Genomic DNA, 18,886 nt, shown 5'->3' on the forward strand with positions numbered 1-18,886 from the left:
GTCCAGTTTCCTGTTCCTTCAGGATCCCTATGATCTGCTCTTCCGTAAAGCGACTGCGTTTCATCCGTCCGTATCCTTCTCGATCGGACTCTACTTTAAAATGGGCACATTTTCGGGGGGCACGTCAGCAGTCCACGGGCTGCCATGCTGACCAATCGTGTAACGCCGTAGCCTTCCGCCAGAGCGGTAGTGAATGACATAGACCTTGCGGCCCGATGGCCAGACCCGGACCGCAAAGGCCGGGATGCTGTCATCCCACAGGAAATAATCTTTTGCTTCGGGCGTCGCCGCCGTGACGGTTTTCTTGTTGAGCCGGGCCATTCTCGCCTCCGCCGCAGGAAACACATAGGAAACAGATGAGAGCGCAACCGAGCGTAGTCGGTGAACAAATGACGTATCCCGACGGGGCTATTTTTCAAGGAAAAACAAAGGGTTTTCGTTGTCTGGCGCTATTCTGTCGGCACAGGCGCTGGCCAGCGTAGGCTAAAAAATCTTTCTCATAACCTGAAGGCCGCAGGTTCAAATCCTGCCCCCGCAACCAGTCGACATATAGAAAACCCCGCTAAACCAATCGGTTGGCGGGGTTTTTCTTTGGCTGCATGGCGGGGTGAAAATAAATATCAACCAAATCAATGACCTAATTTCGCAGGTTCAAATCGGAGCGGCCGAGCCGCAACCAACTGCGATATGCACCGAGTTCGCTAGGAAGAGGTAAGACTCGGCGCGAGCTACGTCTGTTGCGAAATAAGCTCGGGTGGAGCAGGGCTCCGGGTTGCACGGACCGGCAACCAGTTCAGTACCATAAATTATTATAAAACAATGATTTATACAGGTCTTTGTTGGCCTTGACCTGCCATGGAGGATAGAGTCTGTCTATTATTGATAGGACAGACTGATGAAGCGTAGCCGTTTCAGCACAGAGCAGATCATTGGCATCCTGAACGAACAGGACGCCGGACGCCGGATGTGTGTCGGCGTCATGGCCTCAGCGAAGAGACATTTCACAAAAGGAGGGCCAAATATGGCGGGCTGAAGGTATCTGAGGCCAAGCGACTGAAGGCGTTTGGAGGGCAAAACGAGCGGCTCAGCCGTTCTTTGTCTGCCGACCGTCGGTGCCTATCTCTTTATTGGCAGTCTCCTCTGCGCTTACGGTATATCTGCGACCGTCTCCTCCTGTCGGTTTTTCAGTCGAGATTCATGGGTTTCCAAGGCTGGCCATAGACTGATGGCATCGTTCTTGGCCGACTCTAATCGATCCCGGTTCGATGGGTTCCGAGTGGAAACGGCTGTTGTTGCGAATTCTACTACCGTTTCCTGAGTCGCCGATCAGTCGACGACGTATAATATTCATTCAGCGGGGCATTTCCCAAAAAATATCATCGTTACAGCCGCGGGATATCGCAATACAGCGAAAATGCGTCGTCGATTCGTCTCTGAAGCAGCCCGGTTGCACGGCAGCGCAAGGTGCGCAAAAGATAATGGCTGAAGCCTGACGGGGGGCAGTCAGGCTGCCATAGGAGTGATGGATGGGGATGTTGAGATCCGGTGGCGAGCGCAGACAAGGCCCGATCTCCTTCGGGACAGGCCGGTTGTGTAACCGCGAGGAGATCTTACTTGATCACCTCGGTACGACGTATGTGCCCATTCCATCGACTGTCCTCCGGGGTGGCGTATTCTTCTCATCTAATCCAACTGGCGCTTTCGACGGTCCAGCTGCCTCCTTCTTTGGAGAGTGGTAGGCAAAAGGCAATGTCTCTACATACCGCTCCGCCCCCGATGGCCGCGCTCCAAGCGTGGTTGAAGGCTTTGGGGTCGATTGAAAACGAGGGTAACTACGGGCACCTGCTGCTGGAGCAGGTTGGGGTGTGTGACGACGCGCTAGCGGCGGCGCTGCGGCCGTATTTCGAATCAGCGCATCTTGATGCACGTGAATATTTCCATCGACAGCTGGGTATCGATCTTCACCCGGATGGAGGCCGCGCTGCGGAAGTCTGTTACCCCAACTGCCTGCCGGAGACTGCTAAGCGCGGGCTTTTCGGAGAGGTTATGGCCGGGCTTGTAACCGAGGCATATCAAAGTGAATTTGTCGGTAGTCACCAATGGATCGTACCAATTTTCCTTTTCCGTAATCATGACGACGTGGAGAATTATCTCTGGGCACTGAAAGCCGATCCGGGCCGGGCACGCGAGATTTACGGGCGGCATGGCACCGACTTCGTCGGCATTTCGCTCGATGCCGCAGGAGAAGTGGCGCGGATGATCGTAGGCGAGTGTAAATGGCGTCGAAACTTGACGGAATCGGCCGTCGCTTCGCTTCTGTATGGGCCTAAAGTCGAGAATGAGGAGACCGGAGAGCTGGAGCGGGATGGCAAGGGTATTTGGTACGAGATCAATCGCGACTCGCCGATTCCCTGGGGCCTACGACAGCTTCAGAGATTGCTAGAGTTGAAGGACCCCGAGGGCTATGCCTCCGCGATATACTCGATTGATCGCGCGGTGCTCGGCGACGGCGCAAAACCTGAGCGAACCGACATGGTGCTGATCGTCGGCAATGGTGCGAAACGTCGAGACGAGGGCGATTGCCTGATAGGGTGGGAGGAATTGCCGGTAGACTACACGGCTGGTTATGCCTTGCAGGTAGTCGAGGTGATTTTGAAAGGTGGCGAAGAGCTGATCGCGAAGCTGTATTCGTCACTTTGGAGAGGCACATAATGCCCGCGCGCGATGCGGATCGGTTGGCATTGGCGGAAGGGGTGCGCCAGTCGCTCGGCATAGAGAACGAGCTCACTCGACCACAGGCGCGTGCTTACGTGCGCTGCCTGCAGACTACTTGGCAGGTTCCGACCATCGTGTGGGGCGAGCGCGAGTCTGCCCAGCAACTGAGCGACGCGCGTCGCCTCCTGCATTCCGCTCATATTTTCCGATCGATAGAGGGACCGGGGTCAACCCGCGCGGTCGATTGCTTCCGCCGAACTGGCGAGATTCTCGAATGGCTGTCGCGAGCCGGCGACAATATTCGCAGCATTGTCCCTATAGAGTTGCTGGCGGCTGCGGCCTATCAACTTGGCGGGCTACCAGCGATGGCGACTGGTCTGCTCGATCAAGTAGAGTCCGAACACGAGGGTGTGCTACTCTATGCCGCGTTTCTGCAGGCTAATTTCGACCTCGTTTTGCGGCGCGCGATGCTGTTCTGGCGTGCCAACGGAGATCTCACGACGCGCAATGCTAGCCAACTGCTGCTTGATGCGATGGCAAGCGAAGATCCCGACCGTGGCGTCTCCTGGGGGTTCACAGTCGAACTGATTCGGTGCTTGGGGCTAGTGGCAGATTGTCTGCGGCGCGGCGACGATGGGCGACTGAAAATAGCGATGGCGAAGCTCCAGGCGCTCGACGGGATGGCGGCGCGCACATTCAGCGATGATGCCGCGCTGGTCGTTGGCTTACTGCGTCAGGTGGCGGAGGGGTTCGTTGCCGCGAGCATCTACAAACCGCTACGCGCGCTCGCAGAGATTCGGCCCGAACGTACGAGCCTACTCTTGTCATATGCGCGCGACCAGTTCAGCCGCGGCCGCGGGATACTGTGGACATCCCAGATTTACGGGCTCGACCGATTGCTGCGCGAGGCATCCTTTGCCCTCTGCACGCCAACGGGCTCAGGCAAGACGTTGGTCGCCAATATGGCGGTGATCAAGGAACTACTGCTGCGCGAGCATGATACTCCGCTCAGCCCGCTTGCCCTCTACATTGTTCCCTCGCGTGCTCTTGCCGGCGAGGTTGAGGCAAAATTAAACGCGGAACTCGGCGGCGAAGTCATCGTCACCGGCCTCTATGGCGGCGCAGACTGGGGCATCACGGACTATTGGCTGACCAGTGAGCGCCCAGTTGTGCTGATCGTCACCGTCGAGAAGGCAGAGGCGCTCTTACGCTACCTCGGTGCGTTACTGACCGCGCGGCTCGCTTTGCTCATCATCGACGAAGCACATCAGGTTGTGCCTGGAGCGAGCGAGGAAGTCAGAGTCAGCTTTTCCGATCATAACAATAGGTCGATCCGTCTCGAGATGCTCGTGTCGCGTATCCTATCGCAGCGCCCCGACGTCGTGCGGATTGCGCTAACGGCAGTCGCTGGCGGCGCATCAGGCCCGGTCGCCAGATGGATCGAGGGCCGTGCCGAAGCGCAGGCGATCGGGGTCCGCTATCGCAGCACCCGGCAGGTTATCGGTGTTCTGGAGGCGACTCCCGGTGCCCCAGGCCGCATTCTGCTCGACCTCATGAATGGGCGGCGGCTCTATCTGCGCGGCAAAGAAGACCCGGTCTATCTGCCGCTGCGTTACCAGCCGATGCCGCAACTCAAGGCAACGTGGCGTAACAGCCTGAACCGGTTCAACTGCCTCAATGTGTTATGGAACGCGCTTCACCTCGCAGAGGAGAATCAACGGATCCTGATCTCGGTCGCGCAAGAGCCTGAGAAGACGATGCGCTGGTTTAAAGAAGCGCTCGAACTCGACACGTGGCAGGCTCTAGTCAGATTTCTGCAGCCTGAGGGTGATCTGCGGGCACGGTACGAGGAAGCCTGCGCCGCGTGCCATGATTATTGCGGACCGGACTCGTTCGAGTTGTTTCTGCTTGAACGCGGTATCGCGACGAGCCATGGGCAGATGCCGCAGCGCCTGCGCCGGCTCATGGTCGAGATGATCGACAAGAAGATCTGTCCAATCACTGTCGCAACCGCCACGCTGACGGAGGGTGTCAATCTTCCATTCGATCTGATCTTTCTGACCTCCCTCAAGCGCCGGTCCTGGGATGCGGCGAAGGAAGAGTCGATCGTGAAGCGCTTGTCGACATCCGAGTTTCGCAATTTGGCGGGCCGCGCTGGCCGACCGGGCGCGGCCCGTGGGATCGAGGGTATGACGCTGGTCGCGTTGCCGAAAGCAATCTCCGCTACGGGAAATGGGCAGTTGCAGACACAGCGTCGTCAGATGCGCGAGCGCGCGGAAGATTACGACACTTTGCGAAGGCAATTGTTGATCGAGCAACAGGATGCTGACGTGGTAGATAGTCCGCTGGCTCTGCTGCTTGACTGCATCTGGACACAGGCTAACCGTTTGCTGGGAATCCGGCCGGACGACTTTCTGGACTGGCTGGAAAAGACAGCGCCAGGCGACGTGAGTGACGATGCGGGCACCGGTTCGACCGACAGCCACGCGAGGCTGGCTGACGTCATGGATGAACTCGACGGCGTAGTTCTGACGGCGCTCGAAGAGGTAGTCCTCATCGAACAAGCTGACATGACGCCCGCCCGAGCCGAAGCAGCGTTACGGGCGCTGTGGGCGACGACCTTCACGGCGGTATCAGCCGCGCGAGCAGCGTTGCTTGAAGCCGCCTTCATCCGGCGCGGTGTTGGCATGATTGAGACGATCTACCCCGATCCAGCCGAGCGTCGACGGCTCTATCAGTACGGTTTCACACCGTTGATTGGTCGGCGGTTCGATGCCGTGGCATCGAAGATCCGGAGCTTGATCGTAGCGGCCGGGAACTATGGCGACCTTGGGGCAGTGGCCCGGATTGATGTTTTTGAGAATATTGGGACACTCCTTCAGGGCGATCGGGGCTTCGGATTTCGTGTCCGAGCAACGGATGGCGATCACGCTATCCTCGCTAACTGGCCTCGTCTGCTCGGCTGGTGGATGCACGAGCCTGGTGCGCCGGGCCCCGATCCAAAGGATCTGCGCGCATGGCAGCGCTTCGTGGCTGACAATCTCGAGTTTCGCCTGGGCGTAGCAATTGGCGCGGTGGTGGCGGGAGCCTGGTCGGAGGGCGTGCCAGATGCCACGACTTTGCCCAGTCTCGCCGAATGGAAAGCGACTACTCGTTTACCCTGGTTCGGGTTTTGGGCTCGGGAGCTCCTACGCTGGGGAACGCATGATCCGTTTGTGGCATTCTGTTTGGCACAGGGACTCGCGCACACCCGAAAGGCGGCGATGGCGCGCCGCGCCGAGTTCGATGCGTGGCTGGATGGTGAGATCGGTAATCCTGAGGCGGAGGACCGGATCGACCCGCAGTATTTCGGCAGGTGGCAGAAGAGCCTGCCGCGGCAGGAGCGATCAGCGGCCATGGCGGACGAAACCCAGGTGCGATTGACTGGTACCGACGGCGGTCGCGAGCGTTATCCAGTCATTCCGATCGCGCGCGGCCAGGCTACGGAGTGGCTGGACCCCGCAGGGTTTCAACTTGCGGTATCCGTCGACCCCAACCGGGGCCGCGTAAATCGCTGGCGTAGCGACTACGAACTGCATGTGTCTGAGGGACGGGCATCGGTCAACCGCGTGTTCCGTCCGGGTAGACGCCCTTAGCGCGTCTCTCCTAGGGGGTGCCCCCGGTACAGCCGCTGCCCACTTTGAGGGTGCCGCTACGGCAAAAGCATCCGGAAATTCCTTTGATTTTTTCCGGTCGAACGGCGCTTGTCTTTCGAAATAGCTTCGGAAAATCCTTGGCCTGCTGCCGGTTTCGTGGACACGAAGATAAGATCGTGACCAAGGAACTGAAAATTGGGTATGACGAAGCGGAAGTTCAGCCGTGAGTTCAAGATCGAGGCCGTATGGGGCTGGTGACGGATCGGCGCGTGGCGGTGGCGCCGGCTGCGCGGCTAGGAACCCGAACTGCCTGACACAGCCATCCGCTTGGCAGACCTTGATCGTCACGGCTGGATGCGGCTGGGTACAGTGCGAAGGCGGCCCGATTGAGGAAATCCATCCTGGCGATACTGTCTGATTCATACCCGGCGAAAAGCACTGGCATGGCGCGACAGCGACCACGGCGATGAGCCACATCGTCATCCAGGAAAAGCCGAGCGGTTCTCTGGTCGACTGGTTGGAGTCAGTATGGCACCTGAGCATTCTCTCGCTTTGTTTTGATTTGATCTGGCCTAGTGGGTAACGATTCCGATTGGATGCATTCGCGCGCCCTGACAGGATCGGCGTATCAAGCGACGAGGCGAGGTATCTCGCGGTCTACCAATCGCAAGTATCGTTGGTTGTCTTCCCCCGCAACCATATCTTATACAATATCATCAATATGCTAAGCCGTCCGTAAGGGCGGCTTTCTGCGTTTGAAATGCCCGCGCAGGAAACACAACTGTTTTATGTAACCTGTGACGATATTCTAAATGTCACGTGTGATGGAACCGGTGGAGTCGTGTGCGATGGTCAGGGCCGACCTGTCCGGCTTCCTCTGACTGCCGGACAGGTCAGCGCCTTCAAGGGTATAGACGTGCTTCTGGCAGATCTCCTCGAGGGAACAGAAGAATTTGTCGGGGACAGAGGCTATGACAGCAACCGGATCCGGTTACTGATTGCAAAACGCAATATCACAGCTTGTGTTCCTCAAAAGAAAAACCGGAAATCAAAGCCGCCTTACAACTGGCACCTGTATAAAAAGCGCCACCTCATCGAAAACATGTTCGCAAAACTAAAAGACTGGCGACATGTTGCGACCAGATATGATCGCTGCGTCCATACATTTATATCCGCAATCCCTTTAAGAACCGTAACTGAACTGTTCCCCAGACTCGTACCTGCCCCGATTGTCTCCTTCCGCATGCGGCTTTTGGAGACAGCCCAGATCTTCAACAGAGAATTAATATTGCATGTTGATCAGAAGTTACTTTTGATTGCCGATTGACAATGAACGTCTGACGAAGGTGCGCGGCATCGGCTTCAGGAGTGTTTTTTCGATACCTTGTCAATAAAGGCACGCAGGTCGGCCAACATCAGGTCCGGCTCTTCCAGAGCAGCGAAATGGCCGCCTCTGGTCATGTTTGTCCAGTGTACGATATTGTAGGTCTTCTCCGCAAACGAGCGTGGCGTTGGCAGGAACACGGGATCTGGAAACGCCGCGACACCGGTCGGCACACCTATGTGCGTGCCGGCAGGAAACCGATCCGAACCTTCCAGGCGCCTGCCGAGGTAGATCCATGTCGCCGTGACGACTGCCGAAGGTGCAATATAAAGCATGATGTTGGTAATAAGTTCATCCTCCGAGAACCTGCTCCAGATATCCGGACTGCCATCGGAGAATGTCGGGAGGTCCGCCCACTTACCAAATTTTTCAAGTATCCATCCAGCCGTACCGACCACGCTATTGGCCATAGCAACGCCCAATGTCTGCGGGCGTGTTGACTGCTCGTGACTGTAGCCGGTCTCCCGGTCGAGGATCGCGGCACGGCGGGAGAACAGATCCTTTTCCTCAAGGGTTGTCGGGATCGTGTCATCGGCGAAGACGCTCATCGTGTTGACGTGGATGCCGAACAGCGCTGCGGGTTGTGTACAGGCCATCCAGCTTGCAATGTGTGCGCCCCAGTCGCCACCCTGAACGACATAGCGCGCCTGACCGAACAGACGAACCATCAGTCCGTGCATAAGTTCGGCTGCCCGGCGCGGGCCTATGACACCGGTAATCGGATTGGAAAAGGCAAAGCCGGGGAGCGAGGGTACGACAACATCCTGTCCGTCTGCAGCCAAGGGATGCAGTAAACGCTCAAATTCAAGATACGAGCCTGGCCAGCCGTGGAGAAGAAGCACGGGTGGCTTGGAACCGTTACCTTTTATATGAACGAAGTGGAGATGCTCACCTTCGATATCGGTCGTAAAGTTGGGCAATTCGTTAAGGCGCTGTTCGACTGCACGCCAGTCATAGCGATTTTTCCAATAGGTGATGAGGCGCTTCAGGTCATCGATCCCGACGCCCGCTGACCAGCCGCCCGCATCCGGAAGCTGGCTCCCGTCATAGGCTTCGATATTGGCCCTGATCGTAGCGAGCCGTTCGTCAGGTATGGCGATTGTATAGGGCGAGATCATGATCTTCTCCGCGTAGGGCGTCGCCTCATGACTTTCCAAATTGGTTATGTTGATGAAGCGTTACACTTTAACTACGCGCGTTCGGCATGGTTCATGAACTCCGCAGCACAGTCCGGTCCGTCACTTGCGCAGGCATCTGGCAGCGACGGAGCGAACCGCGCAGAAAGGTATGGGTAGCCGCACTTGAACGGTTTGGGGTGCGTGCGGATATTGGCGGACCATTCTCGGTCTGCTGTATGGGGCGTTTTTTTACGGATACATGGATCCAGCAGATTGTGGATCAGATGGTCCTGTAAATGGTGTCGTATTTTCGTGCGTAGGCCTTTTCCATTGTTGATACTGGCGGATAGGCAAGTCTGTCGATGGACGGGATCATCAGGTGGTCCCCCTTATCCGGGGCGCATCAAGCCATGCTGGCTTTTTCCGGAACGTAAACATCATGACTGGATAGGGAATGAACCGCATATGGCGTGGCTTGTCGTTCTGGCAGCGCATGCTAGCGTCTGTCTGAACCGGATATTGCAGGGACAAACGGAATAATGGAAAGCAGTCATACTCTGCTCCTGAAGGAAAAGATGGCCTATGGCTGTGGTGATGCTGCCTCCAACATGATGTGGGGCATGACGTCGTCCTATCTGATGTATTACTACACGGATATCTATGACCTGCCGCTTGTGGCCGTATCATGGATTCTGCTGGTAGCCCGTGTTGTTGATGCCTTCTGTGATCCAGCCATCGGCTACATTGTTGACCGCATGGGCGGCCTGACCGTGCCGCGCCTGATCCGAACGCTTGCCATACCCTTCGGAATAACGGGGTTCCTGTGCTTTCTGGCCCTGCCACTTTCGCCCACCGGGAAAGTCCTGTGGGCGGGGCTGACCTATATCGTATTCGGTGCGATCTATTCCTGTATCAACACACCCTATGGTGCACTGGCGGTTATGATAAGCCGATCCGCCACAGAGCGTGTTGGCCTGAACGCGTTCCGTATGATGGGCTGCCAGGCCGGATCTCTGCTCGTGGCATTGCTGACCATTCCCGCCATTACCTGGTTGGGTGGGGGCGAAAGTGCGGCGCAGCACCGGTATGGCATGGCGGTGTATGTGCTGGGACTGTCGGTTCTTGGTTGTTTTTTATGGCTCTGCGTGGCGCGTGGCTGCACCGTGCGGCATCCGCCAGTTCCCGTCCGGCAGGGGCTGATAGTCACGTTGCGTCATCTTTCTGGAAACCGGCAATGGGTGCTTAGTAACCTTCTTGCATTCTTTTATTTCGTGGGACAGGCGGCACTGTTCGGATTTGCGCTGTATTACGCCCGCATCGTCCTTGGCGGAACGGAGCAACTGGGTGCAAATATCATTACCTTCATCACCGTCCTGCTGTTTGCGGGTGTGCCGGCGTGCCTTCCGCTTACCCGATATGTGGGGACTGTTCGCAGCGGTATTCTGTGCCTGATTGTACAAGGCATGGCCTATCTGGCGATGGCCGTGGCGGGTGCGTCCATGACCGGTTTTTTCCTTTCAGTCGGTCTTTTGGCTCTGGCGCAGGGAGTAATGTCCCCGCTGTATTACACTCTGCTGGCACACGCCGTGGATGATGGTGATCCACTGACGTCGACCGGATCAGCGGGATTGGCGTATTCGATCAATACATGGGTCACGAAACTGGCGATGGGCCTGACCGGCTTCGTTCTGGCGCAGTTCCTGTCACAGGGACATTATGTTGAGGCGGGAACTACGCAACCACCGGAACTGTCTGCGTGGATTACGGCCGGATTTGTCTGGTTGCCGCTGGGGGCGGTCTGTATGCAGGCGCTATGCCTTCTGGCATGGCCGCGACAGGGGCCAGGTATTCTGGGGACAAGGTAATCAGCTACGCAAAGGCTGCGCCGGATTCCAGAACCTTCCTGCATAATTCACGGTCGCGCGGATGATTGGCTGCAAGGAGCTAAACGCCGGGGCCAATCTGTGTGCCATCACTGATCCTGATTGAAGGCACGTCCAAACAGCTTCGGCGCCGATCTGAGCGACAGGGGCGCGTAATATGTTGCTGTCATAGGCTTTACAGCCGCCCTTTTCTGCCCCGTGAGCAGAGCCTGTGCCTGTAAGGGTCCGTTTGGAAATTTGATGTGATAGGTTTTCAAGAAGGTTGCTGCGTAATTCAAACGCAGGCTGTAGATGCCAGCACAACAAGCCCGTATGGCCAACATTACATGCAAGACGAAACGCTATCCCTTTGATCTGACCGATGAGGAATACAAGCGCATAGCGCCCCGATGCCGCATGCGAACCGGCGTGGACGGAAGCGGGCAACTGATTTTCGTGAGACCATCAATGCGCTGCGCTATCCTGTCTGCTCAGGATGCGGCTGGGAAACGCCGTCAGTTCATTTTGGTCCATGGCAGACCACCGTTTCACAGGCTAATGCGCCGTTTCCTGTTCCAGACCATCCATGGTGTCTGTCTGATGCTCGATCATGAAATCGCAGGCTGCGAGACCAGTCCTTACGGTGGTGGCATCGACAGTCGGGACATCAAGGCGCCCCATGCAAAGGAACGCGTTTATGATGTCGGCTGAGATTTCGGATAATACGGAAGGATAGATGATCCTGGATACCATCCGCAAACGCTGGCGTGGGGTAGCGCCTGTTCGCAGATGGGGCCTAAGGCCGCCTTTCTCGAATTCACGGTCGAGACCATCCGGTGCTTCGATACGGCAAAATGATTTGAAATCCTACCGCGTCAATAAATCCACTGTGGCAGTTACTGATAAACCGCACGCATGAAAATATGTTCCCCGGACTGTCGCAGAGTGAGTAAATTGGACAGGTGAAAAAGCCGAGTGGCGATCAGGAAGTGATGATGCCACTCCTGCTTCGAATGCCACATCACACAGGTCACGCCAGTGGATATGGGCCGCATGGTGGGGCAAGCCTCTGCTGCCTTATGGCAGCCAGTCTGGTAACCGCACGTGGATAACCCCATTTGAACAGGCCGGACGCGATGATCACAGCAATGCCAACAAAGGTCCAGTTGTCCAGCAATTCGTGGAATACATAAGAGCTGAACGCCACGGCCCACAGCATCTGGCTGTATTGCGGCAGGGCGATCGCGCTGGCGGTCGCACGCGTGGCGGCCATCATCATGAACAGTTGCCCAAGTGCTGCCAGGAAGCCATAGCCGAACAGGAACATCCAGATCGTGGCACCCTGCGGCCAGCTTGCATGGGCCACCATCAGCGCGCCGTTGCCCAGCAGGGGACCGCACAGGCTGGAACCGAATATGGACAGGCGGGGCGTATTTTTTCCTGCCAGCCTGTAGGCAATGACACCCACGGCATTCGCCATGGCCGCGATCAGCGCGCATAGATGCCCGAACTGTAACGCGCGCAGGCCGGGCCGTAGCACGATCAGCACCCCGACAAAGCCCACGATGACAGACAGCCAGTCCAGTGTGGAAACTTTTTCACGCAGCAGCACAACAGAAAGGACGGTCACGAAAAGTGGCATCAGGAAAATAAGCGAAAAGGCCTCCGGCATGGGCAGCAGCATGAAGGCTTCTACACTTGCCGCCGTGGCGACAAAGGTGGCGGCCGCCCGTAGCCCCCACATGACCGGCTGCCGGATCACGAACAGATCACGATAGGATTCGTTTTTTCCGCGTATGAAGGGGATCAGCAGCAGGCCAAAGATACCACCGGAAAACGCGACTTCAAACGGGTCAATCAGCCCTGCCAGCAGCTTGGAATAGGCGTCACTGATCGAAAATGCGGCATATGCCGCAAACGCCAGCATCATGCCCGCCGAAAGACCGGTATTCTTCATCCTGACTGCTCACGAAAAAATTGTTCAGGCGCAGATATGGATCCAGGCGAGGAAAGACCAGCGCTTGTCGGTAAATCCAGTCATGCATTTTTTGCGTCGGATTTTATATGACGCGCCTATCTTTTTCAGGTAGCAGATTTGCCCCTGAAATCAGGGTACGCCCATGCTACGCCGTCAGCCATAAGAACGTTTTGGGGCTGACCTTATCAACGCTCTGCTGACATGGGTCGTCAGGCATGGGCATCCAGCCATTGGCTGATCGCATCAATGACCTGATCTTCAATACCAAAGTAGCCATGTGGGGACAGGGAGCTACAATTCTTTTTCGATCGGGTGTTTCCCCCTGCAACCATCAGCACATGCACGTCCCTGGAGGCCGTCATGGAGGCTGCGATCCGTTGGGCGGCCTGTGGTGGTGCGACGTCGCATCGGTCAGCGCGATTGGCAACGACAAGAACAGGCGTGCGTATCCTTTGCGGGGCGGCAGTGAAAATCGTCTCCCTGCTGCCGCCCATCACTGAAACGGATTCCGTCAGTATGACACCGGCGATACTGTTGGCTGCGGCGTGCGCCGCGGCATTCACGGCCGCGATGCTGCCCTGGCTTGTGCCCAGCAGGAAAACGGGTTCTGGTCCCTGCCGGTGCGCGAAGGTGACGATGTCTTCGACAACGCGTGCATAGGTCGGAGAATTGCGGTGGCCCCTGAGATTGGCATGGTCAATCGTATCGGGAATAAGAACGGCGTATCCGTGGCTGTTCCACAGGCCGCGCGTGCGCACCACAAAATTGTCTCCGTGGTGGATGCGCCCGGTCTGTTCAAGGCCGATATCCCCTGTCCCGCCGGGCAACATGATGATGATTCCCCGGCAGTTGGCCGGAGTGGAAAAAAGTAACCTTAACTGTTCACCGTCATTCAGGGGCAGGTTGAAGATCCGTTCGTTCTCGCCCCGGTCTGGGGGGATGGCTGGATGGGGACGGTCATGTGCGAACATTCCGGACGGCAGGCATATGAGCAAAGAGAGCGTTACGAGCAGGTTCCATGGGTATTTCCACATCGTATGGCCATGCTGCTCCGGTCGAGATGACGGATGGTCATTGTGGAAAGTTGCTGCAAGCTAATCAATATGGATGCCCCCGCTGGCCCTTGCACACCAATATGATGGCCTGGCGCAATGAACTACCCTGATTTTGCCGTAGCAGGACGCTGTGTCCATCACGTCGCTTGGTCGGTTTACATGAATGGTGGTGGGTATTGATCCAGTTTCTTCTGTCTGTTCCGGTATGCAGCGCATGCGGAAAATATTTTATTCATATAAATAGTTACAGATATTTTTTAAATATTATCGAGAGAGTAACAGATCTGAAATATTTAGTGATGGGAACTTTCCATCTCCGCATGATCGCCATGCACAGTTGTGCGGGTGATATGGGCGGATATGACCTGATGTGGTGAAAAATAAGGGAAAAATCATTTCTTTTCTTTCTTTTGTAAATATAGACCAGAAAGAAAAATATAATCAGAAGGGTGTGATAAATAATTATACTAAACTGAATAAATAACATATCACATTTTATTTATTTGTATTCATATTGCCCTATCTGCGATCGAAAGAGGTAGATATCTGACATAAAAAGTAATCATTTTAGGGTTTGTAAAAATTCGCATAATAAATAGATCTGAAAATATTTATTCATGCGCAGTTATATAAAATACCTATAAAAATAATAATGCATGAATTAAAAATAAATAATTAAAATAGTACTAAATACTACATCGTATGCTTCATCATGGAATAATGCCGTGCTTCAATTGCTTGAAACGATAGTGGACTCCAACATGCCCCTTCTGATTTCTGCCCTGATCGTCTGCATTGCAGGGTCATGGATCACGATGCGCATCATGGCGCGTATTGCTGCGACACCCGGGCGGCAAAACCATTCATGGTATCTGCAATGTGCGGCGGCTGGTGCGACCACCATATGGTGCACCCACTTTCTGGCTTTGCTGGCCTATATGCCCGGCGTGGCCGGGTTGCTGAACATTCCGTTCACGCTGTTTTCGTTTGCGATTGCGGCCGGGGGCGTGCTGGCGGCAACCGTTATCGCGACCACCAGCAAAAGCCGGATGGGACCGGCCATGGGGGGCATCGTACTGGGGCTGGCTATTGCTGGTATGCATTATTCAGGCATGTATGCAGTGGATTTTGGCGAACATATGGCATGGAGCGCGCCAACAATCGGCCTGTCCCTGCTGCTGGGCATGGCTTTTGGCACCCTGTCGCTTCAGTGCCTGTTGCGTAGCGGGAACCGGCATCGTGAACTTCTGGCGACGGTCCTGTTTGTCGCGGCCATTGCCGGCCTGCATTTTGTCGGTGTATCCGCCATGCGCACGACCATGCTGTCTGCTGACCTGACGGCAGGTGGCAATACCCCGGTTGTCCTTGGGGTTGCGCTGGCCATTACGACCCTTCTGCTTGTCGCCACGGGCGGGAACAGCTTTTCGATTGATGATGCGACGCGGGCGGAATCCTATGAACGCATGCGCCAGATGGCCCTGCACGACGCCCTGACGTCGCTGCCCAACCGTGTCAGCTTCAACGATCATCTGGACCAGGTGATCGAGGATGCCAAAAAGGACGCGACGCAGTTCGCGCTGATTGGCATTGACCTTAACAAATTCAAGGAAATCAATGATGTCAGGGGGCATGCCGCAGGGGACGCCGTTCTGGTCACCATTGCCAACCGATTTACCGAGATGCTGGGGAAAGGCGAATTCGTGGCCCGGCTGGGTGGTGATGAATTCGCGGCAGTCCATCTGACCAGCGACCCAGACGAACTGAATGCTTTTGTTGCCCGGATCGAGGAAGCCATCAACCTGCCCATCCCGATTGATGATTATGCCGTCACAACCGGCGGCAGCGTGGGGCTGGCGCTGTTCCCGAAGGATGCGACCGACAAGGAAACACTTGTGACACGCGCGGACCTTGCGATGTATCGCGCCAAGGCGGATCCGGTGCGGACGGTCGCGTATTACGAACCCTCCATGGATGAAACGGTCCGTGAAGCGCGCGCGCTGGCGGCGGATCTCCGGACTGCAATGGAAAAGGGCGAACTGTCCCTGCATTATCAGGTACAGACGGCCATAGCGACGGGTGAGATCTTTGGCTACGAAGCCCTGCTGCGCTGGAACCACCCCGAACGTGGCGAGGTGCCCCCTGCGCAGTTCATTCCCGTGGCGGAAGAAAATGGCCTGATCATTCCCCTGGGGGAATGGGTGTTGCAGACCGCATGCGCACAGGCGGCCCACTGGGACCCTTCGTATAAGCTGGCGGTCAACCTGTCACCGGTGCAGTTCTTTCATCCTGACCTGTCACGGCTGGTTCAGGAAACACTGGAAAATACAGGTCTGCCCCCCGCGCGGCTGGAACTGGAATTAACGGAAACTTCAATTATTGATGACAAGCAACGTGCATTGGAAATCGTACGCAGGATCAAGGAACTGGGTGTTTCGATTGCACTGGATGATTTCGGGACGGGTTATTCATCCATCGATACGCTGCGGTCTTTCCCGTTCGACCGGATCAAGCTGGATGGCAGTTTCATGAAGGGGATCGAAACCAATTCGGATGCGGCCGCCATCGTCCGTTCCGTCCTGGCCCTTGGCCGCACCATGAATATTTCCGTGCTGGCGGAAGGGATTGAAACACCACGGCAGCTTGAAGTCCTGCGGGGCGAAGGCTGCGTGGCGGGGCAGGGTTTCCTGCTGGGACGTCCGGCGCGTGCCGAAGCACTGGGACTGCAACCTGCCTGATCCACGATCCCGTTCTGCCGTCTTCCATGCAGACCAACGCACCGTGCCTGCCCAATTGTGAACTGGCCTATCATCATGAATGAACTTCTTATTGCCCCACCGTCCCGCAAACCATCCCTGTCGGGGGTTGCGGCGCTGCGCCTGCTCCATGACGCGACCGAGGCCATTGTTGTCATCGATGAAAAAAATGATGTCATTTTTTTCAATACCGGCGCGGAAAAGCTGTGGAGTTATACGCAGGACGAGGTTCTTGGGCATAATGTCGGGATGCTGGTGCCGGATTTCGCCCGGCAGGGGCATGATGGCTACATCGCCCGTAACCGTGAGACGGATATCAACGCAATTGTCGGCACGTCGCGGGAAATCATATTCGAGAACAGGCATGGCGATTACATCACAGGTGAACTGACGCTGTCAGCAAGCCCGATCGGTCCAAAGGGTGAGAAATACTATCTGGCGTCCATCAAGGCCGTAACGGAAGAAAATCACCGCAAGAAGCTGCTGGATCTGCAGAATACGGTCTTTCAGTCCCTTTCGACCGAAATGCAGATTCAGGATGTGGCTGATCTTGTCTGTCGCGAGGTTGAAAATTTCGTTCCCAATACGGTCGCCATTCTGGTCCTGATTGATGAAGAACATCGCCTGCGCGTTCTGTCTGGCCCCGGCCTGCCCCGACGTTATGCCGCGGCGCTGGAAAACGTGACCCTGTCCGATGCGGACATCATGGCCCTGTCCAATGATCTGGATGAGGCCGCGACAGTTGTGTGGGACAGCTATAAATCCCTCGGGGTTTCGCTGGGCCTCCATCATTGCTGGGCATCCGCCATCAAGGCAGGCAACGGGAAGATATCGGGAATATTTGCCCTGTTTTCACGCAACCTGAATAAAACCAGCGACTGGCCCCGGAAAGTCGTGGCAGGCTGCGTGCCGTTCTGCAGTGTGCTGATCGAACAGTACGATGCCCGGCACCATATCTCCCAACTGGCAAATTATGACCCCCTGACGGGTTTCCTCAACCGGACCGCCATTCACAAGGTCCTGAAAACCCAGGTGGGCAAGCCGGGCGATAACCATTTCGCGGTGCTGATGCTCAACCTGGACCGTTTCCGCGATATTAACGATGCGCTAGGGCATGCCAACGGGGACGATTTCCTGAAAGCCGTGGCCATACGGATCAAAAGCCTGTGCCGTAGCCATTATATCCTCAGCCGGGCAGGCGGGGATGAGTTCGTCATTATCCTGCCTGATACCAAGGCCGCCAGTGCAACGGCATTCGCCGAAACGCTGATCCATGGCATGGAAGCACCCATCGAAATCGGGGGGAATTTCCTTGCGGCTTCGGTCAGTGTAGGGATCAGCATGTTTCCCGAAAATGGCCCGGACAGTGAGTCCCTGATCGGCCATGCCGAAGCCGCGATGCGTCTTGCCAAGAAGGAAGCGCGGGGCACATTCCGCGTCGCGACACCGGAGGACCATACCGCGGCACAGGACCGTCTTGTCCTTGGGTCCGCCCTGCGTGAATCCCTGGCCAAGGGATTGCTGAACCTGCATTACCAGCCGCAGATTGAAGCGAAAACAGGGAGCCTGTATGGGGTGGAAGCCCTGTCGCGATGGCATCATCCGCATTTGGGTAATATTTTCCCCTCACGCTTCATTGCGGTGGCGGAAGATACCGGGCAGATCGAGGCGATCGGTGCGTGGTGCCTGGAAGAAGCCTGCCGCCAGATTGTCGCATGGGATCATGATGGCGTCGTGATCCCGGCGGTATCGGTCAATCTGTCCGCAGGGCATTTCCGCAAGCGGCAGTTGCCTGAAATGATTTCCAACCTGCTGACCCGGTTCGGTATCGCACCGACGCGACTGACGGTAGAAATAACCGAAAGCGTCATGATGGATGAAAACAAGGATACGATGGATGTGCTGCATGCCATCCGTAATCTGAATGTTGGCCTGTCCATGGATGATTTCGGAACAGGTTATTCATCCCTGTCGCGCCTGACCCGTCTGCCGCTGACGGAAATCAAGATTGATCGCAGCTTCATCATGAATCTGGAACATGATGCAAATGCGCAGGCCGTGACCACCGCTGTTATTGGCATCGGCAACCGTCTGGGCATGACCGTTGTTACGGAAGGGGTTGAAACCGAAGCGCAGTATGAACTTCTGGAAAGCCTGCATTGTGATGTCATGCAGGGCTACCTGTTTGCAAAACCCATGGCGCCCAGGGATCTTGAAACGTGGTTCAGGCAACCACGCAAAATCATGCCAGCGATGCGCAAGATATCGGGTAAGAAACAGAATTCAGGTCAGGCCAAATCAAAATAATAAACGTTTTCGGGCGCCGACTTTTTTAAAAAAGCTTCACCAAAAATTTTTACGACAGGGCGGGTTTTAGGGGGCAACT

At 56.1% G+C, this 18,886-nt stretch carries 10 protein-coding genes and 2 pseudogenes; 8 read left to right on the top strand and 4 right to left on the bottom strand.

The window, feature by feature from the left end:
• Positions 1–90: 90 nt before the first annotated feature.
• On the bottom strand, positions 91–321 hold the full coding sequence (locus tag F1542_RS15380; RefSeq protein WP_227672790.1) for an Arm DNA-binding domain-containing protein: 231 nt from the start codon (positions 319–321) through the stop codon (positions 91–93).
• 574 nt (positions 322–895) lie between these two features.
• Here F1542_RS15380 and F1542_RS17225 point away from each other — a divergent pair.
• The 4 genes and pseudogenes from F1542_RS17225 to F1542_RS17235 form a co-directional block, all read left to right on the top strand.
• A pseudogene (locus F1542_RS17225) lies at positions 896–1,101 on the top strand (transposase); the annotation flags it as partial.
• A gap of 648 nt (positions 1,102–1,749) precedes the next feature.
• Entirely contained in the window at positions 1,750–2,712 is a 963-nt protein-coding gene (locus F1542_RS15390; RefSeq protein ID WP_040507290.1) for a hypothetical protein, read from the top strand.
• Entirely contained in the window at positions 2,712–6,350 is a 3,639-nt protein-coding gene (locus F1542_RS15395; RefSeq protein WP_193733816.1) for a DEAD/DEAH box helicase, read from the top strand. Before F1542_RS15390 ends, F1542_RS15395 begins: the two co-directional genes overlap by 1 nt.
• Positions 6,351–7,191: 841 nt before the next feature.
• Positions 7,192–7,677: a transposase gene (locus tag F1542_RS17235; RefSeq protein WP_346011975.1), complete on the top strand. Its 486-nt coding sequence runs from the start codon at positions 7,192–7,194 to the stop codon at positions 7,675–7,677.
• A gap of 35 nt (positions 7,678–7,712) precedes the next feature.
• On the opposite strand, the gene F1542_RS15405 is transcribed toward F1542_RS17235, so the two are convergent.
• A complete protein-coding gene (locus tag F1542_RS15405; RefSeq protein ID WP_193733817.1) occupies positions 7,713–8,852 on the bottom strand; it encodes an epoxide hydrolase family protein in 1,140 nt (379 codons plus the stop codon).
• A 539-nt stretch (positions 8,853–9,391) separates the two neighbouring features.
• Here F1542_RS15405 and F1542_RS15410 point away from each other — a divergent pair.
• Together F1542_RS15410 and F1542_RS15415 are read left to right on the top strand one after the other, a co-directional pair.
• On the top strand, positions 9,392–10,717 hold the full coding sequence (locus F1542_RS15410; protein ID WP_193733818.1) for an MFS transporter: 1,326 nt from the start codon (positions 9,392–9,394) through the stop codon (positions 10,715–10,717).
• Between the two features lie 309 nt (positions 10,718–11,026).
• Positions 11,027–11,569: pseudogene (locus F1542_RS15415) on the top strand (transposase); the annotation flags it as partial.
• 175 nt (positions 11,570–11,744) lie between these two features.
• Here F1542_RS15415 and F1542_RS15420 read toward each other — a convergent pair.
• Positions 11,745–12,671 (bottom strand): DMT family transporter, encoded by a 927-nt coding sequence (locus F1542_RS15420; protein ID WP_193733819.1) that lies wholly within the window; start codon positions 12,669–12,671, stop codon positions 11,745–11,747.
• Between the two features lie 230 nt (positions 12,672–12,901).
• Complete coding sequence (locus tag F1542_RS15425; RefSeq protein ID WP_227672792.1) at positions 12,902–13,663, bottom strand: alpha/beta hydrolase; 762 nt, start codon at positions 13,661–13,663, stop codon at positions 12,902–12,904.
• An 845-nt stretch (positions 13,664–14,508) separates the two neighbouring features.
• On the opposite strand from F1542_RS15425, the gene F1542_RS15430 reads away from it, so the two are divergent.
• Together F1542_RS15430 and F1542_RS15435 are read left to right on the top strand one after the other, a co-directional pair.
• Positions 14,509–16,482: a bifunctional diguanylate cyclase/phosphodiesterase gene (locus F1542_RS15430; RefSeq protein ID WP_227672793.1), complete on the top strand. Its 1,974-nt coding sequence runs from the start codon at positions 14,509–14,511 to the stop codon at positions 16,480–16,482.
• 75 nt (positions 16,483–16,557) lie between these two features.
• Complete coding sequence (locus F1542_RS15435; RefSeq protein WP_227672794.1) at positions 16,558–18,807, top strand: EAL domain-containing protein; 2,250 nt, start codon at positions 16,558–16,560, stop codon at positions 18,805–18,807.
• The last annotated feature ends 79 nt before the right edge of the window (positions 18,808–18,886 follow it).

Source organism: Komagataeibacter sp. FXV3 (assembly GCF_015155755.1).
Lineage (GTDB): Bacteria > Pseudomonadota > Alphaproteobacteria > Acetobacterales > Acetobacteraceae > Komagataeibacter.

Coding starts and splice junctions, on each gene's coding strand:
- F1542_RS15380 (WP_227672790.1), bottom strand. CDS start 321: ATGGCCCGGCTCAACAAGAAAACCGTCACGGCGGCGACGCCCGAAGCA.
- F1542_RS15390 (WP_040507290.1), top strand. CDS start 1,750: ATGTCTCTACATACCGCTCCGCCCCCGATGGCCGCGCTCCAAGCGTGG.
- F1542_RS15395 (WP_193733816.1), top strand. CDS start 2,712: ATGCCCGCGCGCGATGCGGATCGGTTGGCATTGGCGGAAGGGGTGCGC.
- F1542_RS15405 (WP_193733817.1), bottom strand. CDS start 8,852: ATGATCTCGCCCTATACAATCGCCATACCTGACGAACGGCTCGCTACG.
- F1542_RS15410 (WP_193733818.1), top strand. CDS start 9,392: ATGGAAAGCAGTCATACTCTGCTCCTGAAGGAAAAGATGGCCTATGGC.
- F1542_RS15420 (WP_193733819.1), bottom strand. CDS start 12,671: ATGAAGAATACCGGTCTTTCGGCGGGCATGATGCTGGCGTTTGCGGCA.
- F1542_RS15425 (WP_227672792.1), bottom strand. CDS start 13,663: ATGTTCGCACATGACCGTCCCCATCCAGCCATCCCCCCAGACCGGGGC.
- F1542_RS15430 (WP_227672793.1), top strand. CDS start 14,509: ATGCCCCTTCTGATTTCTGCCCTGATCGTCTGCATTGCAGGGTCATGG.
- F1542_RS15435 (WP_227672794.1), top strand. CDS start 16,558: ATGAATGAACTTCTTATTGCCCCACCGTCCCGCAAACCATCCCTGTCG.